At 69.3% G+C, this 26,400-nt stretch carries 30 protein-coding genes; 14 read left to right on the top strand and 16 right to left on the bottom strand.

All coding sequences use genetic code 11. The features are described 5' to 3' along the window. Positions 1-48 precede the first annotated feature (48 nt). Both kynU and kynA read right to left on the bottom strand, forming a co-directional pair. Positions 49-1,299, bottom strand: coding sequence for a kynureninase (gene kynU / locus C8D81_RS13385; RefSeq protein WP_094425821.1), 1,251 nt, complete (start codon positions 1,297-1,299; stop codon positions 49-51). Further along, complete coding sequence (gene kynA, locus C8D81_RS13380) at positions 1,296-2,159, bottom strand: tryptophan 2,3-dioxygenase (RefSeq protein ID WP_208109279.1); 864 nt, start codon at positions 2,157-2,159, stop codon at positions 1,296-1,298. The genes kynU and kynA overlap by 4 nt, the downstream gene beginning before the upstream one ends. A gap of 234 nt (positions 2,160-2,393) precedes the next feature. Between kynA and C8D81_RS13375 the strand changes: the two genes are divergently transcribed. Beyond that, entirely contained in the window at positions 2,394-3,461 is a 1,068-nt protein-coding gene (locus tag C8D81_RS13375) for a hypothetical protein (protein WP_208109278.1), read from the top strand. 51 nt (positions 3,462-3,512) lie between these two features. Continuing rightward, positions 3,513-4,628, top strand: a complete 1,116-nt coding sequence (locus C8D81_RS13370) for an epoxide hydrolase family protein (RefSeq protein ID WP_094425823.1) — start codon at positions 3,513-3,515, stop codon at positions 4,626-4,628. Here the strand turns inward: C8D81_RS13370 and C8D81_RS13365 are convergent. From C8D81_RS13365 to dnaK, 5 genes are all read right to left on the bottom strand, one after another. After that, complete coding sequence (locus tag C8D81_RS13365; protein ID WP_229123220.1) at positions 4,625-6,064, bottom strand: sulfatase family protein; 1,440 nt, start codon at positions 6,062-6,064, stop codon at positions 4,625-4,627. The two genes, C8D81_RS13370 and C8D81_RS13365, sit on opposite strands and share 4 nt — an antisense overlap. Further along, complete coding sequence (locus C8D81_RS13360; RefSeq protein ID WP_094356582.1) at positions 6,061-6,528, bottom strand: heat shock protein transcriptional repressor HspR; 468 nt, start codon at positions 6,526-6,528, stop codon at positions 6,061-6,063. Before C8D81_RS13360 ends, C8D81_RS13365 begins: the two co-directional genes overlap by 4 nt. Further along, a complete protein-coding gene (gene dnaJ / locus C8D81_RS13355) occupies positions 6,528-7,688 on the bottom strand; it encodes a molecular chaperone DnaJ (protein ID WP_094402645.1) in 1,161 nt (386 codons plus the stop codon). Before dnaJ ends, C8D81_RS13360 begins: the two co-directional genes overlap by 1 nt. A gap of 24 nt (positions 7,689-7,712) precedes the next feature. Further along, on the bottom strand, positions 7,713-8,366 hold the full coding sequence (locus tag C8D81_RS13350; protein WP_229118964.1) for a nucleotide exchange factor GrpE: 654 nt from the start codon (positions 8,364-8,366) through the stop codon (positions 7,713-7,715). 106 nt (positions 8,367-8,472) lie between these two features. Continuing rightward, positions 8,473-10,356, bottom strand: a complete 1,884-nt coding sequence (dnaK, locus tag C8D81_RS13345; RefSeq protein ID WP_094356584.1) for a molecular chaperone DnaK — start codon at positions 10,354-10,356, stop codon at positions 8,473-8,475. A 623-nt stretch (positions 10,357-10,979) separates the two neighbouring features. On the opposite strand from dnaK, the gene C8D81_RS13340 reads away from it, so the two are divergent. After that, positions 10,980-11,282, top strand: a complete 303-nt coding sequence (locus tag C8D81_RS13340) for a hypothetical protein (protein ID WP_094404517.1) — start codon at positions 10,980-10,982, stop codon at positions 11,280-11,282. A 9-nt stretch (positions 11,283-11,291) separates the two neighbouring features. Then, the gene (locus C8D81_RS13335; RefSeq protein WP_208109277.1) at positions 11,292-11,690 is read left to right on the top strand and encodes a RidA family protein; all 399 of its coding nucleotides are present in this window, start codon (positions 11,292-11,294) and stop codon (positions 11,688-11,690) included. Between the two features lie 3 nt (positions 11,691-11,693). Here the strand turns inward: C8D81_RS13335 and C8D81_RS13330 are convergent, their stop codons facing one another. Continuing rightward, a complete protein-coding gene (locus tag C8D81_RS13330; RefSeq protein WP_166646812.1) occupies positions 11,694-12,302 on the bottom strand; it encodes a TetR/AcrR family transcriptional regulator in 609 nt (202 codons plus the stop codon). Between the two features lie 115 nt (positions 12,303-12,417). Here C8D81_RS13330 and C8D81_RS20995 point away from each other — a divergent pair, with 115 nt between their 5' ends. Next, positions 12,418-12,903 (top strand): hypothetical protein, encoded by a 486-nt coding sequence (locus C8D81_RS20995; RefSeq protein ID WP_094404515.1) that lies wholly within the window; start codon positions 12,418-12,420, stop codon positions 12,901-12,903. Here C8D81_RS20995 and C8D81_RS13320 read toward each other — a convergent pair. Next, positions 12,900-14,015 carry a PLP-dependent cysteine synthase family protein gene (locus tag C8D81_RS13320; RefSeq protein ID WP_456151928.1) on the bottom strand — a complete coding sequence of 372 codons (1,116 nt, stop codon included), beginning with the start codon at positions 14,013-14,015 and terminating at the stop codon, positions 12,900-12,902. The genes C8D81_RS20995 and C8D81_RS13320 overlap by 4 nt on opposite strands. 61 nt (positions 14,016-14,076) lie before the next feature. Between C8D81_RS13320 and C8D81_RS13315 the strand changes: the two genes are divergently transcribed. Beyond that, a complete protein-coding gene (locus tag C8D81_RS13315) occupies positions 14,077-14,844 on the top strand; it encodes an alpha/beta fold hydrolase (RefSeq protein ID WP_094402640.1) in 768 nt (255 codons plus the stop codon). On the opposite strand, the gene C8D81_RS13310 is transcribed toward C8D81_RS13315, so the two are convergent. The 5 genes from C8D81_RS13310 to C8D81_RS21870 form a co-directional block, all read right to left on the bottom strand. Then, positions 14,837-15,349, bottom strand: a complete 513-nt coding sequence (locus tag C8D81_RS13310; protein WP_133626216.1) for a glycine cleavage system protein R — start codon at positions 15,347-15,349, stop codon at positions 14,837-14,839. The two genes, C8D81_RS13315 and C8D81_RS13310, sit on opposite strands and share 8 nt — an antisense overlap. A gap of 4 nt (positions 15,350-15,353) precedes the next feature. Beyond that, positions 15,354-16,895, bottom strand: a complete 1,542-nt coding sequence (locus C8D81_RS13305; RefSeq protein ID WP_094356589.1) for an AbgT family transporter — start codon at positions 16,893-16,895, stop codon at positions 15,354-15,356. A gap of 95 nt (positions 16,896-16,990) precedes the next feature. Next, positions 16,991-17,581: a methylated-DNA--[protein]-cysteine S-methyltransferase gene (locus C8D81_RS13300; RefSeq protein WP_133626215.1), complete on the bottom strand. Its 591-nt coding sequence runs from the start codon at positions 17,579-17,581 to the stop codon at positions 16,991-16,993. After that, the gene (locus C8D81_RS13295; protein WP_094402634.1) at positions 17,578-18,039 is read right to left on the bottom strand and encodes an RNA polymerase sigma factor; all 462 of its coding nucleotides are present in this window, start codon (positions 18,037-18,039) and stop codon (positions 17,578-17,580) included. The genes C8D81_RS13300 and C8D81_RS13295 overlap by 4 nt, the downstream gene beginning before the upstream one ends. A gap of 1 nt (position 18,040) precedes the next feature. Further along, a complete protein-coding gene (locus tag C8D81_RS21870; RefSeq protein ID WP_094356592.1) occupies positions 18,041-18,607 on the bottom strand; it encodes a methylated-DNA--[protein]-cysteine S-methyltransferase in 567 nt (188 codons plus the stop codon). 77 nt (positions 18,608-18,684) lie between these two features. On the opposite strand from C8D81_RS21870, the gene C8D81_RS13285 reads away from it, so the two are divergent. Further along, complete coding sequence (locus C8D81_RS13285) at positions 18,685-19,908, top strand: MFS transporter (RefSeq protein WP_133626214.1); 1,224 nt, start codon at positions 18,685-18,687, stop codon at positions 19,906-19,908. 299 nt (positions 19,909-20,207) lie between these two features. On the opposite strand, the gene C8D81_RS13280 is transcribed toward C8D81_RS13285, so the two are convergent. Both C8D81_RS13280 and C8D81_RS13275 read right to left on the bottom strand, forming a co-directional pair. Beyond that, positions 20,208-21,236 carry a C45 family autoproteolytic acyltransferase/hydolase gene (locus tag C8D81_RS13280; RefSeq protein ID WP_133626213.1) on the bottom strand — a complete coding sequence of 343 codons (1,029 nt, stop codon included), beginning with the start codon at positions 21,234-21,236 and terminating at the stop codon, positions 20,208-20,210. Then, on the bottom strand, positions 21,233-21,703 hold the full coding sequence (locus C8D81_RS13275) for a YbaK/EbsC family protein (protein WP_208109276.1): 471 nt from the start codon (positions 21,701-21,703) through the stop codon (positions 21,233-21,235). Before C8D81_RS13275 ends, C8D81_RS13280 begins: the two co-directional genes overlap by 4 nt. A gap of 68 nt (positions 21,704-21,771) precedes the next feature. On the opposite strand from C8D81_RS13275, the gene C8D81_RS13270 reads away from it, so the two are divergent. The 7 genes from C8D81_RS13270 to C8D81_RS13240 all read left to right on the top strand — a co-directional run bounded on the left by C8D81_RS13270 (position 21,772) and on the right by C8D81_RS13240 (position 26,397). Beyond that, positions 21,772-22,104, top strand: a complete 333-nt coding sequence (locus tag C8D81_RS13270) for a hypothetical protein (protein ID WP_094356595.1) — start codon at positions 21,772-21,774, stop codon at positions 22,102-22,104. 61 nt (positions 22,105-22,165) lie between these two features. Then, the gene (locus C8D81_RS13265; protein ID WP_094356596.1) at positions 22,166-22,423 is read left to right on the top strand and encodes a type II toxin-antitoxin system Phd/YefM family antitoxin; all 258 of its coding nucleotides are present in this window, start codon (positions 22,166-22,168) and stop codon (positions 22,421-22,423) included. A gap of 1 nt (position 22,424) precedes the next feature. Further along, the gene (locus tag C8D81_RS13260) at positions 22,425-22,682 is read left to right on the top strand and encodes a Txe/YoeB family addiction module toxin (protein ID WP_094356597.1); all 258 of its coding nucleotides are present in this window, start codon (positions 22,425-22,427) and stop codon (positions 22,680-22,682) included. A gap of 131 nt (positions 22,683-22,813) precedes the next feature. Next, positions 22,814-23,338 carry a DoxX family protein gene (locus tag C8D81_RS13255; RefSeq protein ID WP_094356598.1) on the top strand — a complete coding sequence of 175 codons (525 nt, stop codon included), beginning with the start codon at positions 22,814-22,816 and terminating at the stop codon, positions 23,336-23,338. Positions 23,339-23,443: 105 nt separating this feature from the next. Further along, on the top strand, positions 23,444-24,175 hold the full coding sequence (locus C8D81_RS13250) for a response regulator transcription factor (protein WP_094356599.1): 732 nt from the start codon (positions 23,444-23,446) through the stop codon (positions 24,173-24,175). Between the two features lies 1 nt (position 24,176). Further along, positions 24,177-25,706: a sensor histidine kinase gene (locus tag C8D81_RS13245; RefSeq protein WP_133626212.1), complete on the top strand. Its 1,530-nt coding sequence runs from the start codon at positions 24,177-24,179 to the stop codon at positions 25,704-25,706. A 31-nt stretch (positions 25,707-25,737) separates the two neighbouring features. Further along, a complete protein-coding gene (locus tag C8D81_RS13240; RefSeq protein WP_133626211.1) occupies positions 25,738-26,397 on the top strand; it encodes a CPBP family intramembrane glutamic endopeptidase in 660 nt (219 codons plus the stop codon). Positions 26,398-26,400 lie beyond the last annotated feature (3 nt).

Below are 26,400 nucleotides of genomic sequence, written 5' to 3'. Positions count from 1 at the left end.
GTCAATCACCCGCGAAAAATGGAACCCAGCTTGACAGAGCGGGCTTGTTCACCGTGCCGTTGCGGTGAGTTCAGCGATCCGGCCGAGGGCCAGCGCGACCTCCGCGAAGCTGGTGCTGAGCGGCGCCAACCCCAGCCGGATGCCGTCCGGTTCGCGGAAGTCGGGGATGATGCCCTCGGTCCACAGCTGCGCGCAGAGTCGCCGGCTGTCCGGGTGGGCGATGGTGACGTGCCCACCGCGGATGGCCGGGTCGCGCGGCGAGACGAGGCGTACGCCCTCGCCGGCCTGCCCGGCGTCGACGGCGGCGACCACGAACTCGGTGAGCGCGATCGACTTCTTGCGCACCGCGGCCAGCGACACCCGATCGATCAACTCGATCGTGTCGGCCACCCCGGCCATCGCGAGGACCGGTGGCGTACCCGAGATGAAGCCCCGCATTCCCTGGCCTGCTTGATAACCCGGCCCCATCCGAAACGGATCGGCATGTCCCATCCAGCCCTGGATCGGTTGCCGGAGATGCGGTTGATGCCGGGTGGCGACGTAGCAGAACGCCGGCGCGCCGGGCCCGCCGTTGAGAAACTTGTAGCTGCAGCCGACCGCGAGGTCCACCTGGTGGGCATCCAGGTCGGCGGGGACCACCCCGGCGGAATGGCACAGGTCCCACAGGATCAGCGCGCCGGCGTCGTGGGTGAGCTTCGTGATCGCCGGCAGGTCGGCGATCTGCGCGGATTTGTATGCCACCTGGGAAAGCAGCACGACGGCGGTCCGCTCGTCGAGCACGGCGGCGACCTGGTCGGCGGTCACCGCGGCGGCCGGATCGGGGGTGATCCAGACCAGCTCGAAACCGGCCTCGGCGGCGACGCCTTCGGCAACGTAGCGGTCGGTCGGGAAGTTCTCGGTGTCCACCACGATGCGGTTGCGCCCTGCCGGTGCGGCGGCGGTCGCGGCCCGGAGCAGCTTGTAGAGCAGCACGGTGGTCGAGTCGGCGAAGCAGACCTGACCCGGCGCGGCGCCCAGGCAGACCCGGCCGAGTTCGTCACCGAGACGGAACGGCAGCTCCATCCACTGCTCGTCCCAGGAGCGGATCAGCCGGGTGCCCCAGGCACCGTCGACGAGATCGAGCAACCGCTGCCGGGTGGCCCGCAGTGGGCGGCCCAGGGAGTTGCCGTCCAGATAGGCCTGGACGGCATCGACACCCTGGCCGGCCGGTACGAACTCGTCGCGGCAGGCGCGCAGCGGGTCGGCGGCGTCGAGTTGGTCGGCGCGCTCGGTGAGGGTGTTCTGCTGCTGGGTGCTCACCGGCCGATCTCCGTCCGGACGGCGAACAGCTCGGGGAAGAAGGTGAGGTCGAGCGCCCGCTGCAGGAAGCCGACCCCAGAGGAGCCACCGGTACCGGTCTTCATCCCGATCGTGCGCTGCACGGTCTTCAGGTGCCGGAAGCGCCAGAGCTGGAAGTTGTCCTCCAGGTCGACGAGCTCCTCGCAGGCCTCGTAGACGTCCCAGTGGTCGTGGGCGTGGGAATAGATGTCGGCGAAGACCTTGGTGAGTTCGGGGTCGCTGACGTGGGCGGTGGTGACATCGCGCTCCAGCACCCGCTGCGGGATCGGGTAACCGCGGCGGGCCAGGCCGCGCAGGAACTCGTCGTAGAGGCTGGGCCGGTGCAGCAGATCATCGAGCAGGGCGTACGCGTCGGGGTCGGCACGGTGCACCTTGAGCATGCCCCGGTTCTTGTTGCCGAGTGCGAACTCGACGGCCCGGTACTGCCAGGACTGGAAGCCCGACGCGTGCCCGAGGAAGCCGCGGAACTCGGCGTACTCGCTGGGGGTCAGCGTCGCCAGCACCGACCACTGATCGGTGAGAGTGCGCTGGATGTGCTTCACCCGCGCGATCCGCTTCAGCGAGACCCGCATCTCGTCACCTGCCAGCAGATCCATCGCCGAGGTGAGCTCGTGCAGCATCAGCTTGAGCCAGAGCTCGGAGGTCTGGTGCTGGATGATGAACAGCATCTCGTCGTGGTGCACCGGGTCGCTGACCGGTTGCTGAGCGGCGAGCAGGGTCGGCAGCTGCAGATAGGAGTCGTAGCTCATCTGCTCGGCGAAGTCCGTGTGCACCCCGGCCTCGATGTCGCGGGTGTTGCGGGCACGGGTCTCGTCGGTCACCTTCTGCACCCTAAGTGTCCGATTTGAACTCTGTCCACAGCGCGCGATGCGAGTTATCCACAGAGGCGCCGGACGCCGTGCACGCCGAGCACCGGTACCGGATACGCCCCGAGCATCTTCAGCAGCTCCGGACGGTCAGGTCCGATGCCACAACACTGTCGATGGGCACCTGACCGATCCCCGAGTTCGGCGGGGTGTAACCGGGATGTCACCCGGGCCGGTGATGCTGGGCCGGTGACCAACGCTGCTCGAGACCTCTTCCCTCACCCGGACCACGCGGTGCTGACCCGGCGAGCACTGCTCGGGGTGGGTGGCTCGCTCGCCGCCGCGGGCCTGCTCGCCGGGACGGCCCGCCCGGCCGCGGCCCGGCAGCCGTTCCGGATCGCGGTGGCGACCAATGAACCGTGGGGCACCTACCACGTCAGACCGATGCTCGATGAGGTCGCGGCCCGCGGTGGGACCCTCACCCAGCTCGTGCCCGACCGCTCCGGGCTGCCAGCCGGGGATCCGGTGACCGCGCTCCCGCTCGCCACCGCGAACCCGCGCGACGTCGATGTGCTGGTGATCTCCGGCGCCACCGACTGGCCGGCCCGGGCGGTCCGCGCGTTGCCCGGCGTACCGGTGGTGGCCTCCGGACTCGCCTATCTCAACCCGACCCGCGCCCCGTACGCCGCCGAGGTCGCCGCCCGGATCACCGCGGCCACCGCCGGCTCGAACGCCGAGCAGCAGACCTTCGCCGCGCATCTGGGAATCCGGCCGCAGCAGATTCGGGTCGTCGGCATCCCCGAGCTCGACGACCTGCCGGAGCGCCGACCCGAACCGGGCACGGTGTTGATCCTCACCTCGGTCACCTACCCCGACGCCACCGGCGGTGCCGCCCCGGGGACCGAGCTGCTGCTGGCCTCCGCGCGGGCCCTTGCCGCGCAGGGCAAACGGATCATCGTCGGCCTGCACCCGCGCGAGAATCCCGCCCTGTGGAGCGAGTTCGAGATCGCCGCCGAGGGGTCGCTCGCCGCATCGGCGCGCGCGGAGGTCGCGATCGGCATCCCGGGGACGGTGTTCCCGAAGATCGCCGCGGTCGGCACCCCGCTGGTCGGGGTGGTCGCCGACGGGCTGAACGTTCCGGACTACCTGCTCAGCGTGTGTACGCCGGCCCGCACCCTCGATGAGGTGCTGGCGGCGGTCACCGCCGCCCGGCCGGTGTCCCGCCAGCAGCTGCGCGAGGTCGTCGGGCCGATCGGGCGCGCTGGTCGCACGCTGGTCCAGGCCTGGTACGCGGCCAGCCGGGCCGGCGCTCGCTGACCTCCGATCAGCGGACGGTTCCTGTCCGGTTGCCCCGGGATCCTTGTGCTCATGGACATCACAACGTTCACCCTGCACATCGACGACGATCGGCTGGCCGATCTGCACCGCCGCTTGGGCGAGACCCGGTGGCCCACCGAGGACCCCCGGGCCGAGGAGGACTGGGGGTTGCCGCAGCCGGTCGCCCGAGAGCTGGCGGCCTACTGGGCCGACGGCTTCGACTGGCGCGCCCAGGAGGAGCGGATCAACGCCGTGCCGCAGTTCACCGCACCGATCGACGGCCATGAGCTGCATTTCTTCCACCAGCACAGCGATCGCGAGGATGCGACCCCGTTGCTGCTGCTGCACGGCTGGCCCGGTTCGTCCACCGAGTTCTTGCCGATGCTCGATGCCCTCACCGACCCGCCGGAGGATCAGCCCGCATTCGAGGTGATCGTGCCCAGCCTGCCCGGATTCGGGATGGGCGGGGCGGCACCGGGCTGGGATGCCGATCGGGTGGCCGCCGCGCTCGCCACGCTGATGCGCGGGCTCGGCTATTCGCGCTACTGGGTGCATGCCTACGACTTCGGCGCCATCATCGCCCGCAAGCTCGCGATCACCGCCCCCGAGGAGGTGGCGATGCTGCATCTCACCCAGGTGCTGCAGGGTGAGCAGTTGACCCGGGAGACCGCCGACCCCGACGACGCGTGGGAGCAGAAGGCCCTGGCCGCCGGCGAGCACTATGCCTGGCAGCTGATGGGGTACGCGATGGTGCAGTCCACCCGGCCGGAGGCGCTGGCCTACGGCCTCAGCGATTCACCGGTCGGGCTGCTGGGCTGGCTGGTCGACGTCCAACGGGTCTGGGCGGCGACGCCCGATGCCCTCGACCGCGACGAGATGCTGACCACGGTCTCGCTCTACTGGTTCGGCAACACCATTGCCTCCTCGATCCGCTACTACCGCTCCGGGGCCGGGGAGTGGGGTGCCGAACAGGCCGATTGTCCTGTACCGGTGGCGATCGCGGCGATGCCGGACGACTTCGGCATCCCGGTCCGTCGGCTGGTCGAGAAGCACAACGACGTCCGCCGCTGGCGGGTGCTGGAACGCGGTGGGCACTTCGCCGGATGGGAGCAGCCCGAACTGATGGTGGCCGAGTTGCGGGATGCGCGGACCGAGCTGGGCGGTTAGGCCCCCTGGAGACCCGGCGGGACCGGTTGCGAGGGATGCGGCCGGTCCCCCAGCTCCGCCTGCTTGCGCCACAGTTGTCGGGTCAGCTCCGCGCGCACCTCGGCGTACGCCGGATCTCCTGCCACATTGAGCAATTCCTGCGGATCAGCCTGCAGGTCGTAGAGCTCCCAATAGGGGTCGAAGCGCGCCTGCGTGGTACCGGGGATACCCATTCCGTCGTTGTAGAAGTAGATCAGCTTGTAGCGATCGGTCCGCAGGCCGTAGTGCGCGAGGGTGCGGTGGTTGTGCTCGTCGTTCTCCCAGTAGCGGTAGTAGAAGGCGCCACCGGGTTCATCGGCGCGGGCACCGGTCAGCTCGGGCCAGAAGCTCTCCCCCTGCATCCGCGCGGGCGCGGGCACGTCGGCGGCCTCGAGGAGGGTCTGGGCGAAGTCGACGTTGGTGACGATCCGCCGGATCGGTTCCGGATCGGCCGGGATCAGTGCCGGGCAGCTGATCAGGAACGGCATCTGGATGGATTCCTCATACATGAAGCGTTTGTCGAACCAGCCGTGGTCGCCGAGGAAGAAGCCCTGGTCGGAGACGTAGATCAGGATCGTGTCATCGAAGCGGCCGTTGTCGTCCAGCCAGTCGATCACCCGGCCGACGTTGTCGTCGATCGAGGCGACGCAGGCCAGATAGTCCTCCATGTAGCGGCGGTATTTCCAGCGGGCCAGCTCTTCACCGGTCAACCCCTCGGGCGGGGCGACCTTGAGGTCGTCCAACGTCAGATCATCGGCGATCCGCATCAGCGCCCGCCGGGCCGCCGCACCGCGGGTGGCGTAGTCGTCGTCGAAGGTGTCCGGCAGCGGGATCTCCGCGTCGGCGTACATGCCGGCATGTTTCGCATCCGGTTCCCAGTTGCGGTGCGGGGCCTTGTGGTGCAGCAGCAGGCAGAACGGGTCCTCGGCCGGCACCGTCGCCAACCAGTCCAACGAGAGGTCGGTGATGATATCGGTCGCGTACCCCGGAATCGTCCGGATCCCTTCGGTGGTGAGGAATCTGGGATCGTGGTATTCCCCCTGACCGAGCAGCACCGCCCAGTCGTCGAAGTGTTCCGGGTCGTGTCCTGGACCCTCACCGAGGTGCCATTTCCCGAAGACCGCGGTGGCGTACCCGGCCTCGGAGAGTGCGGAGACGAAGGTCGGCTGGGTGGACAGCATCGGCGTCTCCAGCCCGTACACCCCGTTCACGTGCGAGTACGCCCCGGTGAGGATCGAGGCGCGGCTCGGGGTGCAGATCGAGTTCGTGACGAAGCAACAATCCAGCCGCCGACCCCGCTCGGCGATCTCATCGAGCCGCGGGGTCTGGTTCACCCGTGATCCGTAGGCCCCGATCGCGTGCGCGGCGTGATCGTCGGTGAGGATCATCAGGATGTTCGGGCGCCCGGCCACGATCACCGTCCCAGTTGACGTGGCGGATTGCGCCGGGCGTAGCGGCGCTGCGCGGGAGTGAGGTGCACCCCACCGACCTGGTCGGCGGTGAACAGGCGGGAGCCGGCGGGCGCCGAGTGGGCGAGCCGCAGCAGTTCGGTGAGTTCGCTGGCGTGTTCACGCAGTTCCTCGAGTTCGGCCTCCAGCTCGAGGATCCGGCGGATCCCCTGCAGGTTGATGCCCTCGTCCTGGCTGAGCCGCTGGATCAGCCGCAGGCGGCTGACATCGCGCGGGGAATAGCGGCGGCCGCGACCGGAGGTGCGGCGCGGTTGGACGAGCCCCATCCGGTCATAGCTGCGCAGCGTCTGCGGGTGCATCCCGGAGAGCTTCGCGGCCACCGAGATGACGAAGATCGGGGCGTCCCGGTCGACGACCTGGAGGCCGTCACCGGGAACCTGCCCCGACTCGTCGTCCTGCTTGCGCGGGGACATCAGGCACCGAGCCCGGCCCGCGGATCGGGTTCGGAGGCCTTGTCGGCGTACGCCTGCAGCGCCGAGCGGGCGTCCTCGGACAGCTCCGAGGGCACGACCACCTCGACGGTGACCAGCAGGTCTCCCGGCGTACCGTCCTTTCGGGTGATGCCCTTGCCGCGGGCCCGGAAGGTGCGGCCGTTCGGCGTACCCGCCGGCACCTTCAGGCGTACCGGAAGACCGTTCAGCGTCGGCACCTCGATCTGGGCGCCCAGGGCGGCCTCGGTGAAGGTGATCGGCACGGACACGGTGAGGTTGTCACCGCTGCGCCCGAAGACCGGGTGCGGCAGCACGTGCACGATCACGTAGAGGTCGCCGGCCGCGCCACCGTTCTCGCCGGCACCGCCCTTGCCCTTGATCCGGATCCGCTGCCCGTCGGTCACCCCGGCCGGGATGCGTACCTGCATCGTCCGGGTCGACTTGGCCCGCCCGGAGCCGTTGCAGACCGGGCAGGGATCCTCGACGATCAGGCCGCGGCCGCGGCAGTCGACACAGGGTTCGCTGACCGCGAAGACGCCACCGGAGGTGGAGGTGGTCATCCCCGAGCCGTGGCAGGTCGGGCAGACCTTCGGCATCGTGCCGGCGCGGGCGCCGGTGCCGTGGCAGGCGGAACAGGCGTCGGTGGACACCATCTGGATCGGTACCGTCTTGCCGGCCACCGCGTCGGTGAAGTCCAGGGTGACCTCACCCTCGACGTCGGTGCCGCGGCGCGGCCCGCGTCCACCGGTGGAGGTACGCCCGCCACTGCCGCGGTTGAACAGCCCGCCGAAGATGTCGCCGAAGTCACCCGCGCCGCCCTGGGCCTGCCGGAACAGGTCCTCGGCGGTGGGTGCGCCCCCGCGACCGGATCCGCCGCCGCTGCCCGGGAAGCGGAATCCGCCGCCGCCGAACAGCTTGCGGGCGTCGTCGTATTCCTTGCGCTTCTTGGCATCGGAGAGGATCGAGTTGGCCTCGGAGGCCTCCTTGAACCGCTTCTCCGCCGCGGCGTTGTCGGGGTTCTGGTCCGGGTGGTTCTCCCGGGCGATCTTGCGGAACGCCTTCTTGATCTCGTCCGCACTGGCGTCCTTGGACACGCCAAGGACCTTGTAGTAGTCCTTTTCGATCCAGTCCTTGGTGCTCATCGGCCTTCCTTGCGTGTATCGATGTCAGCCAGCGTTGGTGTCGCCACCCTCGGCGCCCGGTTCGGGCTCCCCGGTGGGCATCGCCACCGCGACCCGGGCGGGACGCAGTACGCGGCCGCGGAAGCGGTAGCCGACCTGCATCACGTCGAGCAGCGTCGGCTCACCGGCACCGGGCGTGGGCGCCTGCATCAGGGCGTCGTGCAGCTGCGGATCGAAGGGCTCGCCCTTGTCGCCGTAGACCTCGATGCCGTACTTGGCGGCGACCTTCTCCAGCTCCTCGGCGAGCAGCTTGAACCCGCCGCTGAGTTCCTCGTGCTGGCGGGCGGTGCGCAGATCGTCCAGCACCGGCAGCAGGTCGACCACGACCGCCTCGATGCCGGCCCCGCGGGCCTGGTCGCGGTCGCGGTCGACGCGCCGCTTGTAGTTCACGTATTCGGCCTGCAGCCGCTTCAGATCGTTGGTCCGCTCACCGAGCTGGGTCTCCAGCTCGGCGATCCGGGCGTCCTGCGCTCCGGTGCCGGTCTCCGCACCGTCGGCGGAGTCGTTGTCGGGGTACGCCTGGTCGGCCGCGCGGCGGGGGGTGCCCATCGGCTCCTGGGGCACCTGCTGCGCGGCGGCGGGGTCGAGATCGTCGCCGCTGGGGGCGCCCGGCTCGGTGTGTCCGTGCGATGGTTCCACGTTGTCTCCTGTGTTCTTCGTCAGCGTCGGCTCGGCGATGGTCGAAGTGGTGCGCAGCCGGCGGCACGATGGCCGCGAGGCCACCGTGCCGCCGGATGCGGTCAGCTCACTTCTTGTCGTTCTCGTCGTCCACGATCTCGGCGTCGACGACATCGTCGTCGCCGCCGGAGCCGGACTCGGAGTCCGAACCGCTCTGCTCCTGCTGATCGCCACCGGCCTGCTGCTGCTCGGCCGCGGCCTGGGCGTACATCGCCTGACCCATCGCGGAGGCCTTGGTGTTCAGGTCCTCCATCGCGGCCTTCAGCTGGTCGGTGTCGGCGTTCTCGTTCTCGAGCAGCTCCTTGAGGCTCTTCAGCGAGTCCTGCACCGGGGTCTTCACGTCATCACCGAGCTTGTCACCGTTGTCGGTGAGCAGCTTCTCGGTGCGGAAGGCCAGCGAGTCGGCCTCGTTGCGGACGTCCACGGCCTCGCGGCGCTTGCGGTCCTCCTCGGCGTGCGACTCGGCGTCCTTGACCATCCGGTCGATGTCGTCCTTGTTCAGGGCCGACCCGCCGGTCACGGTCATCGACTGCTCCTTACCGGTGGCCAGGTCCTTGGCGTTCACGTGCACGATGCCGTTGGCGTCGATGTCGAAGGTGACCTCGATCTGCGGCACGCCACGCGGCGCGGGCATGATGCCGGTCAGCGAAAAGTTGCCGAGGGACTTGTTGTCCTTCGCGAAGTCGCGCTCACCCTGGTAGACCTGGATCATCACCTCGGGCTGGTTGTCCTCGGCGGTGGTGAACACCTCGCTCGACTTGGTCGGGATCGTGGTGTTGCGCTCGATGATCTTGGTCATCACGCCGCCCTTGGTCTCGATACCGAGGCTCAGCGGGGTGACGTCGAGGAGCAGCACGTCCTTGACCTCGCCCTTCAGCACACCGGCCTGCAGGCTGGCGCCCAGGGCGACGACCTCGTCGGGATTCACACCCTTGTTGGGCTCCTTGCCGCCGGTCAGCTCCTTGACGAGCTCGGCGACGGCGGGCATCCGGGTGGAGCCACCGACCAGCACGACGTGCTTGATGTCACCGACGGAGATGCCGGCGTCCTTGATCACGGCGTTGAACGGGGCGCGGGTGCGCTCCAGCAGGTCGGAGGTCATCTTCTGGAACTCCGAGCGAGTCAGCTTCTCCTCCAGGTGCAGCGGACCCGACTCGCCCAGGGTGATGTAGGGCAGGTTGATCGAGGTCTCCGAGGCGGAGGACAGCTCGATCTTCGCCTTCTCGGCGGCCTCGGCGAGGCGCTGCTTGGCGATCTTGTCCTTGCCCAGGTCGACGCCGTTCTTGTTCTTGAACTGGGTGATCAGCCACTCGACGATCCGGTTGTCCCAGTCGTCGCCACCGAGGCGGTTGTCACCGTTGGTGGCCTTCACCTCGAAGAACGACTTGCCGCCCTCGTGGCCGATGTCCAGCAGGGACACGTCGAAGGTGCCGCCACCGAGGTCGAAGACGAGCACCATCTGGTCGGAGTCGTCCTTGTCCAGGCCGTACGCCAGCGCGGCGGCGGTCGGCTCGTTGACGATCCGGTCGACGGTCAGCCCGGCGATCTCACCGGCCTCCTTGGTGGCCTGCCGCTCGGAATCGGAGAAGTACGCCGGAACGGTGATCACGGCATTGGTGACGGGCTCACCCAGGTACGCCTCGGCGTCGCGCTTCAGCTTCATCAGCACACGGGCGCTGATCTCCTGGGCGGTGTACTTCTTGCCATCGATGTCGACGCTCCAGTCGGTGCCCATGTGGCGCTTGACGGAGCGGATGGTGCGGTCGACGTTGGTGACGGCCTGACGCTTGGCGACCTCGCCGACCAGGACCTCGCCGCCCTTGGCGAACGCGACGACCGACGGCGTGGTGCGCGCGCCCTCGGCATTGGGGATGACGGTGGGCTCGCCGCCCTCGAGGACGGCGACTACGGAGTTGGTGGTGCCCAGGTCGATGCCTACTGCACGAGCCATGTGTGTTTCCTCCAGTGCGGTGTTTCGATTTTTTTGAGTCTTGGGGGCTCAACTCTGACATTGAGCCTTGCGCACTCAACTATGTCGAAGTCCTGCACGGGGATCAAGTCGAAGTTGAGTACATCTGACTCAACTCCGGGAAGGGTCGGGGTATTCCCCCAGTCGGGGGGACTGCGCCCCAATCCCCGCGGGGCTCGGCCCCTTCACCACGCTCGCATTCCCGCCTTAACCCGGACCTGCGGCGCAGGGAAAGCCCCGCACCCCAGTGGTTAATGAGCGACAAGAAGGACCCCAAGAACAGCACCGCAAACACCCCCGAGCGGCGAAATCCGCGGGAGCCCGCACGGTTGACCCTCGCCGAACTAGTGGTAGCGCTGCTCTGCAGAGAGGGCTCTGGACTCCCTGGCATCGATCTTGGACTCCTTGGCATCGATCCTGGATTCCCTGGTGATGCTCCTCCAGATACTCCTCTAGGCCGGGCCCGGACGCTCGGACATGCATAAGCGGGATTCGACCGATCGGTAATCCCAGTCCCACTGGGTTTGATCATGGAATCCTGGGACTACTGCATGTCCCAGCGCACGCGCACCGGCACCCCCGGGGCACCGTCCTAGGGTGGATGCATGGAGTTGCCACCGACCAGGCACGGGGAGTGGACGGCCCGGCACGTGTCCGGGGAGCACCTGCTCTACGGCCGTACCGGGGGTTGGCGGACCATCATCGAGCACCCGTCGGGGTGGCGGATCGAGCACTACGAGGCCCAGCGGGAGGCGTACCTCTTCTCCCCCGACGATGCCGAGGTCGGCACGCTGCAGGTGCCCAAGGGGGCCGGGATCCGGATCGCCGACATGATCACCTACGCCCGCGCCTGGATCGAGTCCGAGGGATTGAGCCGCGGACTCCCCCAACTCGATCAACCGGGCTAGCGTTGCGCCATGCCGATCGAAGCCGTGATGCCGCCCGAGCTGCCCGAGGGACCCGCCGTCAACAACAGCTACAGCTACGGGGTCCGCGCGGGTGACACGCTGCACGTCTCCGGCATGGTCGCCTTCGACAGCCACGGGTCGATCGTCGGCGAGGGTGATGTGGAGGCCCAGCTGGAACAGGCGCTGACCAACCTGCGGCACGTGGTCGAGGCGGCCGGCGGCACGATGGCCGACGTGGTCTCCACGACCACCTACCTGGTGGACACGGGGGACGCGGCGAAGGCGTCGGCGGCCCGAGCCCGGCACTTCGCCGGCGCGGTCAAGCCGACGCACACCGTGATCGGGGTCGCCGCGCTGGCCCGGCCCGCGTTCCTGGTCGAGATCGCCGCGATCGCCTGGCTCGGCTGAACCTCACTCCTCGACGAGCAGGGCGATCATCGCGGCCATGCCCTGGTCGACCCCCTCCGGTTCGATCCCGCCGACGGCCAGGTCGAGCAGCAGCCCGTTCAGCAACCCCATCAGGGCGATCGCGATCGCCGGGCTCGGCTCGGCACGCAGCGCGCCCTCGTCGGCGAGGACCCGCAGCCAGCGCATGATCGTCTCGTGCGACCAGGCGTACGCGTTGCCGAGGATCCCGCCCGTGGGGACATCCCCGCCCGCCTCCTCGGCCGCGATCACCCCGGCATAGGTACGCACCAGCATCCGCGCGAATTCCTGCGGTGAGCCCTGATCGGGCGGCAGGTACTGACCGAGGCTGCGCAGCAGCCGCTCCCGCGGCGGCAACGCGGTGTCGCCGATGAAGTCGTCGGTGACGGTGACCGCGAACAGTTCCCGGGTCACGGCGGTGTGCAGCGCGGCCTGGCTCGGGAAGTAGTGCCGCAGGGTCGAGGCGCCGATCCCGGCGCGGGCCGCGACCGCGCGCACCGTGATCCCGGACAACCCCTCCTCGGCGACGATCTCCCGGGCGGCCGCCAGGATCTGCGCCCGCCGGCCACCGTTCTGAGTCCCTGCCTCCGCCATGGATCCTCCTCCGCACTTTTCCGACTGCCGGGCTTGCCTGACCCAAACTATATGGCACACTGTACTAGCACGCTGTACTAGCACGGTGTGCCAATCCTCGGAACGGAGCCCGACCATGATCGAATTCATCCAGACCCAGATCGCCCAACTGCCCGCCTGGTTGACCTGGCTCGGCGTACTCGTGGCCAGCGCCATCCCCTTCGTCGAGTCGCACTTCGGCGCCGTGCTCGGGGTGGTACTGGGCTTCCCGCTGCCGCTCGCGATCCTGCTGGCCGCTGCGGGCAACCTGCTCGTGGTGCTCGCGATCATCTATCTGTTCGCCGGGATCCGGGAACGGATCGTCGACCGCAGGGGTGACGGGACGGGCAGCGCGCGGTCCGAGCGGCGGTACGCCAAGATCCGCGCCCGGCTGAACCGCTACGGGGTCCCGGGCGTCTGCCTGCTCGGCCAGGGCCTCGTGCCCAACCAGATCTCCGCGGCCGTGCTCGTCTCGATGGGCATCGCGCGGAACCGGGTCGCCTTCTGGATGACCATCGCCATCATCGGCTGGGCCGTCGCCCTCGGCACCCTGGCCAGCCTGGGCATCAACGTGCTGCGTTAGGCGGGAGGGAGGGTACGCCGCAGTTCGGCCTGCCAGCCGTCGAGGGACCAGCCCTGGTCGGTCACCCAGGCGTCGTCGAAGTAGGTGTTGGCGTATCGGTCACCGGAGTCGCAGAGCAGCGTCACCACCGACCCCTGCTCGCCGCGTTCGCGCATCTCGGTGATGATCCGGGCGACGGCGACGATGTTGGTACCGGTCGAGGCGCCGACCCGGCGGCCGAGCCGCTCGGCCAGGAATCGGGCCCCGGCGACCGAGGCCTGGTCGGGGACCCGGATCATCCGATCCACCACCGTACCGACGAAACTCGGCTCGACCCGGGGCCGGCCGATCCCCTCGATCCGCGAGCCACGGTCGCAGGTCGCCGTCGGATCGCCCTCGACCCAGCCACCGAAGAAGGCGGAGTTCTCCACATCGGCCACGCAGAGCCGCGTCCCCATCCGACCCAGCCGCAGGTAACGGCCCAGGGTCGCGCTGGTACCGCCGGTGCCGGCGCCGACCACCACCCAGCTCGGGATCGGATGGGTCTCGGCGCCGAGCTGGCGGATGATCGATTCGGCGATGTTGTTGTTGCCGCGCCAGTCGGTGGCCCGCTCGGCGTAGGTGAACTGGTCCAGGAAGTGCCCGCCGTGCTCGCGCGCCAGGCGTACCGACTCGGTGACCATCTGATCGGCCCGGTCGACGAAATGGCAGCGGCCGCCTTCGCGCTCGATCAGCTCGATCTTCTGCCGGCTGGTACCGCGCGGGACGACGGCGACGAACTTCAACCCGAGCATCCGGGCGAAGTGCGCCTCGGAGACCGCGGTCGAGCCCGAGGACGCCTCCACCACCATCGTGTCGGGGCCGAGCCAGCCGTTCACCAGCGCGTAGAGGAACAGCGAGCGGGCCAGCCGGTGCTTGAGGCTGCCGGTCGGGTGGGTGGATTCGTCCTTCAGATAGAGGTCGATCCCCCAGTCGGCGGGCAGTTCCAGCCGGATCAGATGGGTGTCGGCGGAGCGGCGGGCGTCCGCGTCGAGGCGGCGTACGCTCTCGGCCACCCAGTCCCGCAGGGCCGGGTCGCTGCGATCCACATCGGCGAGATCGGCGAGGCGGGTGGGGCTGGCATCGGCGGTCACGCCCGTCATTGTGCCCCAGTCCCTGCGGGAGCGTCGGGGCCGCGATGACACACTGGGCGTCATGACCACCCACGAGGAAGCGGGCTTCGGGCGATCGATCGTCTTCCTGCCGCCATTGGGTGGCACGGCCGCGTTCTTCGCCGATCAGCTCGCCGCCTTCGCCCCGGATCATCGCAGCATCGCGGTGACCCTCTCCGGCAACGGTGACGCCGGTCCGCTGGATGTGCCGGTGAGCGAGGTGGTGCGGACCCACGCGGCCGAGGTGGTACGCCTGCTGGAACGGCTCGGGGTCCCGCGGGCGCACCTGGTCGGGGTCGGTTACGGGGGCGCGGTCGCCCAGCAGCTGGCGCTGGAACACCCCCAGCTGCTGCGATCGCTGATCCTGGCCGACACATGGGCCGAGCTGACCCCGAACAATCCCGCCGATCATCTGATCGCCGCCGCCCTGCGGACCGCGCCGCTGACCTACAAGTTGCCCCGCAGCCTGCAGGTCGGGTCGGTGCTGAACAACTATCTGCGCTGGCCCGCGGTCGGTCAGCGGCTGGCCGAGCAGCTGCGGGATGCCGACCTGGCGAGCCTGGAGCTGCAGCATCGGGCGTACCTGCGGATCCGGTACGCCACCGCGATGCGTGGGGTGAATCTGCCGTCGCTGGTGCTGGCCGGGGACCAGGCACGGCATCTGGTGGGGCTGGGCCGCCAGCTCGCGGCGCAGATCCCCGATGCCCGGTTCGAGACGATCGCCGGCAGCATCGAGCCGTCGAATCTGGTGCAGCCGGAGCTGTTCAACGAGGCGGTACGCCGGTTCGTGACCCCCCTGGAGGTCAGCTGAGGTCGAGGTCGACCATCAGCTCGTTGGCGATCGACTCCAGCGCCTCGGCCAGCAGCCGGCGATCCACCTCGGCCGGGCCGACCAGCCGGGCGCGGGCCTCGAAGAGCTGGCCACCGAACTCGGGGGCGTCGCGGACGTCGGTCTCGAGCTGCTCGATGCTGACGCCCTGGGCGGCCAGCACCGAGGAGATCTGGTGCACGATGCCGGGCCGGTCGTTGCCGAGCAGGTGCAGTTCCAGCAGCGCGGTCGACTCCTCGGCCTCGCCATCGGTGCGCGACATCGTGACCTCGAGCAACCCCTGATGACCCAGCGACCGCAGTTCCTGGGCGAGCGGGTCGACCTTCTCATCGCTGATCTCGACCAGCACGATGCCGGCGAATTTGCCGCCGAGGCGGGCCATCTCACTGGTGTGCCAGCTGCCACCGCAATCGGTCACCGCCTGCGCCAGCGCGCTCACCAGTCCGGGACGGTCGTCGCCGACCAGGGTCAACACCACGCTTGCCATGGGCTCAGCCTAGGCCGAAGGGGATCCCCAGACCGAACCAGATCATGAAGAAGATGATCCAGACCACCCACACCACGGCGGCGATCGGAATGGTGAAGGAGGCCAGCGTGCCGATCCCGGCGGAGCGGCGGTACTGCTGCATGAAACCGAGCGCCATCACGAAATAGGGGCTCATCGGGGTGACGCAGTTGGTCACCGAGTCGGCGATCCGATACATCGCCTGGGTGGTGGCGGGGTCGATGCCGAGCAGCATCAGCATCGGCACGAAGATCGGCGCGGCCAGCGACCACATCGCCGAACCGGAGGTGATGATGAAGTTCATCACCGAGATGATCATGGCGATCAGCAGCAGGATCAGCCAGGCGGGCATGTTCGCGTTGTCGAGCACCCGGGCGCCGGAGATCGCGATCACCTCACCGATCCCGGACCACTTGAAGTAGGCCAGGAACTGGCTGATCGCGAAGAACAGCACCAGGATCGGCGCCAGCTGCGCGATGCCCTTGGCCATCGCCTGCACGACCTGGGAGAGCTTGGTGAACTCCTTGGCGACGAAGCCGTAGACGACACCGATCAGGGTGAAGAAGATGCCCAGCAGCAGCGCCATTCCGCTGAACACCGGTGAGCTGGTGATCGAACCGCCCTTGCCGCGGAAGGCGGAGTTCTGCGGGATCATGATCACCACGATCAGTGCGATGAACGCCGCCCCGGCGACCGCCGACCAGATCAGTCCGCGGCGCTGGATCGGGGTGATCTGCAGGGATTCGCGGGAGACCTCCGCGATCCCGTGGTCGGTGTCCTCGGCGAGATCGGGCCGTTTGGCCAGCACCAGTTCGACGACCGCGGTGATCGTCAGTGCCACCACGAAGGAGGAGGCCAGCCCGAACCAGTAGTTGGCCAGCGGGGTGACCAGCACGCTCGGGTCGATGGTCTGCGCGGCGGCGGTGGTGATCCCCGACAGCAGCACGTCGGTGGTGGTGATCGACGGGGAGGCGTCGTAACCGGCCGAGATCGAGACGAAGGCGACGACCGCACCGAGGATCGGGGAGCGGCCGGCGGCGCGGAAGACCATCGCACCGAGCGGGATCAGCGCGACATAGGCGGAGTCCCCGGCGACGTGGCCGATCATCGCGGTCATCGCCAGCGCGAAGGTGAGGTAGCGGGCCGGCACCTTGGTCACGGTGTTGCGCAGCAGGGTGTCGATCAGCCCGGAGTGCTGGGCCACCGCGATGCCCAGCATGGTGGTCAGAATCGTTGCCAGGGGTGGAAAATTCGCGTAGTTGGTGACCGCCTTGCCGACCATCTCCTGCACGCCCTCGGCGGTGAGCAGGCTCTTCACCGCGATCACCTTGCCGGTGGCCGGATGGTGCACCTGGACGCCGGCGGCGGCCAGCGCGGCGCTCAGCACCATCGTGAACAGCGCGAGGATCGCGAACAACCAGAATGGGTGCGGCAGCTTGTTGCCGACCCGCTCGATGGCCTCGAAGCTCCTGATGGCGGCCTGCAGTCCACGGGAGGTGGATGGCTCCGCGGTGCGCTGTGTCGACATGGAACGGGACCGTAGTCCTCCCCCGCGCGCGAATGGAACCCGTCTCCACCCCTTGATACTTCGATGGTAGGAATCTCACCCGCGTTCACCGACGCTCACCGACGCGGGTGGGCGGCCTCCATTTCCAGCAGGTACGCCTTGGCCTCGGCCCCGCCGCGATAGGCCCCCGTGCCGCCGTCGGAGCGGACCACCCGGTGGCAGGGCAGCAGCAGCGGCAACGGGTTGGTGGCGCAGGCGGTACCGACGGCGCGCACCGCCCGCGGCCGACCCGTGTCGGCGGCCAGTTCGGCGTACGAAACCGTTGCGCCATAGGGGATTCCGGCGAGCGCCCGGACCACTTCGGCACGGTAACCGCGGGTCAGTCGCAGGTCCAGTGGCACCCGCGGCTCGTCGTGCCGGCCGGTGAAGTAGTGGTCCAACCGGTACGCCGCGGCGTCCAGGCGGCGCGGGCCGTGCAGGGTGCGCGGTGAGATCCGCTCGGCGAGTTCGGCGAGCACCGCGTCGTGGCCCTCGATCGCGAACCCGACCCGCACCACACCCTGCTCGGTGGCCGCCAGCAGCAGCTGACCGATCGGTGAGTCGATGGTCCGCCAGGCGATGTCGATCAGCCCGGCACCCTCGGCGCGGGCGGTGAACCGCTCGGTGAGGGCGGCCAGCCGCTCCGTCTCCTCCTGTTCGGTGGTCACAGTTCATCCTTTCGTCGGCGCAGGGCGCGCATCCCGTCGGCGGCGGCCCGCCGGACCGCCTCCGGGGTGGCGCCGACCAGGGCCGCGGTCTCGGTGTGGGAGAACCCCAGCAGGTAGTGGTGGGTGATCGCCTGCCGCTGCTTCGGCGGCAGCTCGGCGACCAGACCCCAGACCGGTTCCGGAGGTGCCGGGTTTCCCTGTCCGGACGGGGTTTCCGGGAGCTGGTCGGTGGGCAGGACGCGGCGCCTGCGGATCAGGTCGAGGCAGCGGCGCCGGGCAATGGTGACCAGCCAGGCCTCGACGTTGGCGTCCTCGGCCAGCTCCGGCCAGCCGCGCAGGGCGGAGAGGAACGTCTCCGACCAGGCGTCGTCGGCGTCCGCGGCGGGCAGCACCGCGCGACAGACCCGGAGCACGGTCCGGCCGTGCTCGCGGACGACCTGGTCGAACGGTGCCCGCACGTCACGCCTGGCTGAAGGTGGGTGCCTCGTCGAAGGCGTCGCCGAAGAGTGAGCCGGGCAGCGCTCCCTCCCGCTCCAGCAGCCAGACCTTGCGGTCCACGCCACCGGCGTACCCGGTCAGGCTGCCGTCGGCTCCGACCACCCGATGACAGGGCACGATCACCGAGATCGGGTTGTGTCCGACCGCCTGGCCGACGAGTTGGGCATTGCGCACGCCGACCCGTGCGGCCAGCGCTCCGTAGGAGGTGGTCTCGCCGTAGGGGATCTGCAGCAACTCGGCCCAGATCTGTTGCTGGAAGGCGTTTCCGCGCAGCTCGATCGGCACGGTGAACGCTTGCCGCGTGCCCGCGGCGTACTCCGACAGCTCGGCCCGGACCTGTTCGATCACCCCGTCGGGGGCGCTCGGTTCCCCCCAGGCCCGCCGGTCGGGATTGGTCCAGTGACCGGGGAAGTAGATGCCGACCACCTGCTCCGCGCCGCCCGCACCCCCTGCACCGTCTGTACCGTCCACGCGGTCGGCCACGACGGTCAACGCACCCAGGGTGGTGTCGATTTCTGCATATCGCATGATTCCTCCTCACCCCGGAGTCGCACCGGCCACCGGATCCGTGAGGTCCATCCTGCCGCAGGTGATAGGACAGGGAGGTGCCGACTCCGCCCGCCGACCCGTTCCCCGGACACCTCCCGGGCGATCCGGCGTACCGGCGGATCGCGGTCTGCCTGTTCCTTGCCGGATTGGCGACCTTCGCGCTGCTCTATGCCCCGCAGCCGTTGCTGCCGCAGTTGTCACAGCGGTTCGCGGTGAGCGCGGCGACGGCGACGTTGAGCGTCTCGGTGACCACCCTCGGGTTGGGGGTGGCGCTGCTGCTGGCCGGCCCGGCGACGGAGGTGCTGGGGCGTACGCCGCTGATGCACGCGTCGCTGTTCGCCTCCAGCCTGGTCGGCCTGGCCTGTGCGTTCGCGCCGAACTGGGAGCTGCTGCTGGTGCTGCGCGGCCTGCAGGGGGTGACCCTGGCGGGGTTGCCGGCGGTCGCGACGGCGTACCTGCGGGAGGAGGTGCATCCCACCGCGGCGGCCCGGGCGACCGGCCTCTACATCGGCGGTACCGCGCTGGGCGGGATGAGCGGGCGGTTGATCGGCGGAGTGGTCGGCGATCTGGTCGGTTGGCGCGGTGCGTTCGCCGCGATCGGTTCACTCGGGTTGATCTGTGCGGTGGTGGCGTTCCTGCTGCTGCCCCGCTCGCGGAACTTCATCCCGGTACCAGCGCGGGCCGGTGAGGTGCTGCGGACCGCCCGCCGGGTCCTCTCGGATCCCGCATTGCTCGCCCTGTATGGGATCTCCGGTTGCCTGATGGGTGGGTTCGTCGCGGTCTACAACACCATGGGGTTCCGGTTGGCGGCACCACCGTTCGTGCTGCCGCTCGCGCTCGCCTCGCTGATCTTCGTCACCTATGCGGTCGGGTCCTTCGCGAGCTCGTACGCCGGGTCGCTGGCCGATCGGCACGGGCAGCGGGTGGTGGTGCCGTTGGCGATCCTGGTGGGGTTGTTGGGGTTGGCGATCACGCTGCCGTCCTCGCTGGTCGCGGTGCTGATCGGGTTGACCGTGTTCACCGCGGGCTTCTTCGCCGCGCACGGGGTGGCCAGCGGCTGGGTGGCGGCCCGGGCGGCACTGGGCGGTGGTGGTACCGGGCAGGCGGCCTCGCTCTATCTGTTCGCCTACTACCTGGGGTCCTCGGTCTTCGGTTCCCTCTCCGGAATCGCCTGGACCCGCGCCCACTGGACCGGTGTGGCCGCCATGGTCGGCGCCCTCTGGTTGGTCGCCCTCGTCCTCAGCCTGCTGCTGCGCCGCATCCCCCGCCTCCGCACCTGACGTCCGCCACGCCGTTCATCGAGTAGGTCGCGCTGCGAGGACCTCCCCACGTTCATCGAGTAGGTCGCGCAGCGACCGTGTCGAGATGAACCCGCACCCTTCTGAACCGGTCGGGGCATCGTCCTTCGGTCCGAGCATGGTGTGCCATGCCCCAACCGAACTCCCATGCCCCGACCACAGACGCGCGGCCCCCCACGTTGGTTGAGCGAGGAGCGCAGCGACGAGTCGAAACCAAGCCCCCAGAAAGCTCGCTCAGCCGACGTGGCAAGTCATCACCGATCCGTCGGACCGACGCACAGTCAGTCGATGTGGCGGGTACCCGCGTCGATCAGCTGGTCGATCCCCTTCGTGACCGCCCGGCGCGGCGACCGCCCGGGGACCAGGGTCAGGTTCGGCGGCATCGCGGCACAGTCCAGCACCATCGTGCCCAGGGTCTCGGGGCCACGGAACACCCCTCTCGGCATCGATCTGCGGGCGAGCTGCTGGACACACCACTTGACCGGATCGGAATCCGGTCGCGTCCAAGCCGACGCGGTCTTCGCGCGGATCAGGCTGTTCTCCGCGGGCTGATCCAATCCGTCGAGGGCGCGCAGGTGGTTGGTGTGCCAGCTGACCCCCGGTTCGGCCGGCAACTCGGCGTACTGTCCGGCGACCGCCTCGACCCCGACATACTCACCGGTCCGCCAGTCGGTCAACGCATAGTGGAAGCCACCGGCCGACGGGTTGTCCCGCAGATATTCCAATGCACCGGACAGCGACGAGCAGTCGGCCAGTCCGCGGGCCACGAAGTGCCGCCCCGGGGCCAGCGCGGGCTGGGTGACGGTGATCGAATCGCAGCCGTACGCCAGGCTGAGTTCGTTGACCACGAACGAGTTCGACGGCAGCATCCCCGGCGTCCAGAACACCCAGATCGCCGCCCGGCCCTCGATGCCCAGGGTGAGTGGAACACAGTCGAACTCCGGCGGCCCGTCCTCGTTGTGGGCGACCACCAACCCCCGCTCACCGCGTACCGCCACATCGGTGCAGCCGAGCGGGTCGGCGCCGAGATCCCCACGCAGGTTGAGAATTTCGAGATCGGCCAGGGGTACGCCCGCCCCCTCGGCCAGCGCGCGCAGCTCGGCGTGCGCAGGCGTACGCCGGGACGCGGCCAGCACCCCGGTGAAGTGCGGCGATCGCTCCGCCCGCTCCCGCAGCGCGCGCATCGACGGAGCCGCCAGCACTGCTCGGATCCGCTCGGCACCGGCCCGGCCGAGCTCGGCGAACGCGGTCTCGGTCTCCCCGCGGACGATGAACCAGTCCAGCCCGGTCAACCGCTGCTGCTTGATCATGCGACCTCGGCCACCTCGCCGCCGGTCAGCACGATCAGCTCCTCGAAGCTCATCGGCAGCATCCCGTGCGGGATCCCGCCACCGGACCAGATCTCGGGGTAGCCGCGCAGCTCGGTGTCGATCAGGGTGCGGATCGGCCGCGGGTGCCCCACCGGTGCCACCCCACCGATCACCTGACCGGTGTGGGTGCGCACGAACGCGGCGTCCGCCCGGCCGATCGGCTCCCCGATCAGCGCCGCCACCTTGTCGGTGTCCACCCGGTGGGCGCCGCTGGTCATCACCAGCAGCGGCGCCCCGGACTCGGTCCGGAAGATCAACGAGTTCGCGATCGCACCGACCTCGACACCCAGCAGTTCCGCGGCGGCGCGGGCCGTCGGGGCCGCATCGGGCAGCACCACCACCCGCCCGGCGAAGCCCTTTCCGGCGACGACCTCGTTGACCCGCTCGACGCTGGGATGCATCGTCATGAGAATCCTCTCGGAAAAACTGCTGCTAGCGTGGGCCGCCTTGTCCGACCCGTAGCCCTGAGAGTGCCATGCAGATCTATGAACACACCACCGAGATCGCCGTCGAACCGGAGCGCCTGTTCGCCCGGCTCAACGATGTCGACGCGCTGACGGCGTACATGCCACGCCACGCCGCGCTGGCGGAATCGGTGAGCGATGCCTGGTTGCGGGTCGAAGAGCCCGACTGCACGCTCAGCTGGGGTTCGGACCAGCACTACCCCGGCAGCCTCGACGTGCTGCCCACCGGAACCGGGCACAGCCAGCTGGTGGTCCGGGTGAGCGCCGACAGCGACGTCACCGCCCAACTGCTGGTCGCGGTGGAGGCCCTGCGCACCCGCGCCGAGGAGTCCCAGGCCGCCTGACAAACGGAACCATCGCAGCCCGTCCCGCACCGACGTACAGTTTTCTGTACAGGGGGTTGACATGAAGACCATGAGCTACAGCGAGTCGCGGGCGCGCTATGCCGAGGTGCTTGACGGCGTCATCAATGACCGTGAAGAGGTGGTGATCACCCGTGCCGGCCACGAACCGGTGGTGATCGTCTCGCTGGCGGACTACGAGGCGTTGCGTGAAACGGCGTACCTGATGCGTTCCCCGGCGAATGCACGCAGGCTCCTCGATGCCATGGAACGCTTGGAATCCGGACGCGGAGAGAGGCACGACCCGGTCGAGGCGGACTGAGGTGCTGCTCGTCTGGGACGAGAACGCCTGGGGTGACTACCTGTGGTGGCAGGCCCAGGACCGCAAGGTGCTGAAACGGATCAACCTGCTGCTGAGCGACATTCAGCGAAACGGCAACGACGGAATCGGAAAGCCCGAACCGCTCCGTCATGACTTCGCCGGGTACTGGTCGCGCCGCATCACCGACGAACATCGACTGGTCCACAAGGTCACCGACGGCGAGGTGAGGATCGCCGCCTGCCGCTATCACTACGGCTGACCACACTCAGGTCGTGGCCCAGGCCCAGCCTGGGGACCACTGGGAGGCGCAGCTGCCGGGCATGCTGGACTTCCTCCTCGCCGATCGTGTGGCGGCTCGCACCCCGCCAGCCTGACCCTTAGGGTATTTCCATGGCCACCTTCATCCATGTGCTGCGGGACCTCGCGCTGCTGATCGCCCGCGTGGCATTCGGCGCCCTGCTGGTCTTCCGCGGCTGGCGCCGCTGGACCGGTGAGGGCGGCATGCAGTCCCAGATCGACTATCTGGCGCAGTTCCAGACCCCGCAGCCGGAGATCCTGGCCTGGGGCGGGACGCTGCTGGAGATCATCGGCGGGTTGTTCCTGATCTTCGGTCTGCTCACCCCGCTGGTCGGCCTGGCGATCGTGGTGCAGCAGGTGATGGTGATCCTGTGGACCCGCTACTTCCGCGGCCCCTGGCTGGAGAACGGCGGGTACGAATACAACGTCGTGCAGGCCGCGCTAGCCCTGCTGCTCGCCGTCTTCGGCGCGGGCCGGGCGGCCATCGACCAGCTCTTCAAGCGCCCCAGGGACCGCGACGACGATGACGACGCCCTCCCGCTGGGGCGTACGCCGCAGCCGACCGGCAGCACCGCGGTCAACTCGCGTACCCGGGTCGACGACAACGACCCGGCCTGACCCTTCGACTCGTCGCTGCGCTCCTCGCTCAGGGTGCGTGGAGGTCACAGGATTCACACAGCCAACACATAGCCGGGCAGCATCGCGCGGTGTCACAGTGGAACCATGGCACGTACCGAAGAACCCGCGCTGACCCGGCCGGACGGTTCCCCGATCCGGGTCCTGACCGTGGACGACGAGCAGTCGCTGACCGAACTGCTGTCGATGGCGATGCGTTACGAGGGCTGGGAGGTGGCCACCGCCGCCTCCGGCAACGAGGCCGTCAAGGTCGCCCGTGAGGTACGCCCGGACGCGATCGTGCTGGACATGATGCTGCCCGACTTCGACGGGCTCGAGGTGATGCGCCGGATCCGCACCGAACAGCCCGAGGTGCCGGTGATCTTCCTGACCGCCAAGGATGCGGTCTCCGATCGGGTCGGCGGCCTGACCGCCGGCGGTGACGACTACGTCACCAAGCCGTTCTCGCTGGAGGAGGTGATCGCCCGGTTGCGTGGCCTGCTGCGCCGTTCGGGTGCCTCGCTGCTGCGCTCGGACTCCCAGCTGGTCGTCGGCGACCTGACCCTGGACGAGGATTCCCACGAGGTCACACGCGGCGGTGACGACATCCAGCTCACCGCCACCGAGTTCGAACTGCTGCGCTATCTGATGCGCAACCCGCGCCGGGTGCTGTCCAAGGCCCAGATCCTGGACCGGGTCTGGAACTACGACTTCGGCGGCCAGGCCAACGTCGTCGAGCTCTACATCTCCTATCTCCGCAAGAAGATCGACGCCGACCGGGCGCCGATGATCCACACCATGCGCGGCGCCGGGTACGTGCTCCGGCCCGCCGCGGGCTGACATGCCCGAATTCCTGCCAGCCGACGACGGCCGACCGGGCGTACCGGCCGAACCGCCGCGCCCCGGCGGGCTGGCACCGATCGCCCCGCTCGGCCCCGGCACCCTCGGCCGCCGGTTGGTGGTCCGGATGGCCGCCCTGGTGGCGGTGGTCGCGGTCGTGCTGTCCACGCTGACCACGCTCTCCACCCGGCAGACCCTGGAACGCAGTGTGGATCGCCAGCTCGAAACCGCCTTCTCCCGCCAGGACAAATACCCCAAGGGCGGCATCAGCGGCAGCCGGCCCGCACCCCCGCTCACCCTCTCCCCCTCGCTGCCGATCGGCACCATCGTGATGGTCAGCGACGGGAAGAACTTCGCCGCCAACATGCGCGTCGACCGCAACACCCCTGAGGACACGGGCAACTCACTCAGCGATCCGGACACCCGGAAGCTGCTTTCCCTGCCACCGAACGGAAAACACGTCAGCGTCCGGCTCCCCCAGTCCGGTCACTACCGGGCACTGGCGGTGAACCGCGACGGCCTCACCTATCTCGTCGCCCTGCCGCTGGCCGAGCTGGACAAGACGATCGCCGAGATGATCATCTTCGAGCTGATCCTCTCGCTGCTGGCCATCGGGTTGTCGATCCTGGTCGTGCGCACCGTGGTGATCCGCAGCCTGAAACCGCTGAACCGGCTCGCCGGCACCGCCCAGCAGGTCTCCCAGCTGGAGCTGTCCCGCGGCGAGGTCGAGCTGCCGGTCCGGGTCAGCCCCACCGACGCCGACCCGGCCAACGAGGTCGGCCAGGTCGGCTGGGCGTTCAACCACATGCTCGGCAACGTCGAGGGTGCGCTCGCCTCCCGGCAGGCATCGGAGACGAAGGTGCGCCAGTTCGTCGCCGACGCGTCCCACGAACTGCGCAATCCGCTCGCCGCGATCCGCGGGTACGCCGAACTGACCCGCCGGCACCGCGACCAGGTGCCGACCGACACCGCCTTCGCGATGGCCCGGGTCGAATCCGAGGCGGAGCGGATGTCGCGGCTGGTCGAGGACATGCTGCTGCTCGCCCGGATGGACTCCAATCCGAACCTGCAGCTGGAACCGGTGAACCTCAACGATCTGCTGCTGAACGCGATCTCCGACGCCCAGGCCGCCAACTCGGCGTACGACTGGGGAGTCGACCTGCCGGAACCGCCGGTGATCGCCCGCGCCGACCGGCACCGGCTGCACCAGGTGGTGGCCAATCTGCTGGCGAACGCGCGCAAGCACACCCCGGAGGGCACCGTGGTCACCGTCGGTACCCGGCTGCAGGGCGATCAGGCGGTGATCACCGTCGCCGACAACGGGCCCGGCATCCCACCGCAGATCATCGACCACGTCTTCGAGCGGTTCACCCGCGCCGATGTGGCCCGGACCCGCTCGGGCACCTCGAAGGACTCCACCGGACTGGGCCTGGCGATCGTGCAGGCGGTGATGGAGGCCCACCGGGGCAGCGCGTCGGTGGAATCCCAGCCCGGGCGTACCGTCTTCACCCTGCGGTTGCCGGCCGCCTGAGCACCCGGCACCGGTGTGCCAGACTGGTTCGATGCCATCCCGGTCGCTCAGCGACGCACCCCCTCGGCTGACCGGCTTCCGGATCGCCGTCGCGGTGATCGGGGTGCTCGGGGTCGCGGCCAGCGGGTGGGTGCTGCGGCTGCCGGTCACCGACACCCGCTTCTTCCCCGCCACCGCCGTCCTCGGCCTGATCTGGCTCGGCGGCGCCCTGCTCGCCGTCCGGGTCGGCGGGCAGCGGATTCCGCTCGGCGGACGCGATGCCCGCGCGCTCGGACTCGGAATCGGCGCCGGTCTGGCGCTGCTGACGCTCTTCGTGCTCGGCGCGCTGATCGTCTCCCGGCTGCCGATGCTCCGCGACCCCGTGCTGGCACTGATCGGGCACGCCGGGCAGGGGGCGCTGCCGGTGGCGATCATCGCCACCGCGGTCAACGGCATCGCCGAGGAATGCTATTTCCGCGGGGCGCTCTACCAGGCCCTGTCCGCCCGCACCGCGATCATCGGCAGCACCGCGGTGTACGCACTGGGCGCGGCGGCCAGCGGCATCGTCCTGCTGGTGCTGGCCGCACTGCTGCTGGGGCTGCTCACCGCCCTGCTGCGCCACCGCACCGGGGGCATCGCTGCCCCGGTGCTCGCCCACGTGATCTGGTCGCTGGGCATGCTGCTCCTGCTGCCGATGCTGCTCAACAACTGACCC

The sequence above is a fragment of the Enemella evansiae genome, assembly GCF_004362375.1.
GTDB classification, from domain to species: domain Bacteria; phylum Actinomycetota; class Actinomycetes; order Propionibacteriales; family Propionibacteriaceae; genus Enemella; species Enemella evansiae.
The sequence above is the reverse complement of the archived record's forward strand: the minus strand, read 5'-3'. Positions and strand labels throughout refer to the sequence as shown.